The sequence below is a fragment of the Vibrio sp. 1288 genome, assembly GCF_033344475.1.
In genome coordinates, this window is record NZ_JAWPOX010001147.1 from 1 (window position 1) to 514 (window position 514).

The following is a 514-nucleotide window of genomic DNA, read 5'->3' on the forward strand; positions in this document are numbered from 1 at the left end:
GCCGAGTTGTTTGTTGGATAAATATAGATATCTGCGGCCAAGCGTTGGCTTAACCATTTGTCAGTGGTGTCTCTAAAGCTACCCACCATGGTCTCAACACCAATATTCGCAGCGAGTGCTAACATAAACGCCATCGTTGCGACACCACGATAGCTCATACTTGCCGCCGCATCAGCAAAGAACCAACGCACACGAACCCAGCGTAACGTGTATGAGAAGCTTTGGAACATGTGCCACATCAAAAATGGCATGAATAGAGCCACACTCACCAACATCAATGCGATAATGGCAAAACCCGTCTCTTGCGTTTTAGGTGCTTGGTAAACCGCGACCGCGGCTACACAGAAAGCACATGCCGCCAATGCTTGCCAAGAAAACTCTCTGCCTGCAAAGCGCATTAACGATAAACGCGAAGACAAGCGAATTGGTTGCGATTTCAACAATCGAATCAGTGGCCACAAACAGGAAATCAGAGCGCCCATTGCCGACATAATCAAACTGTATAAGCTCGACT

Annotated in this window: 1 pseudogene; it reads right to left on the reverse strand. The window is 47.9% G+C overall.

Features of this window, described 5'->3' with window-relative positions:
• Positions 1-514, reverse strand: a pseudogene (locus R8O11_RS31365) (ABC transporter permease); the annotation flags it as partial.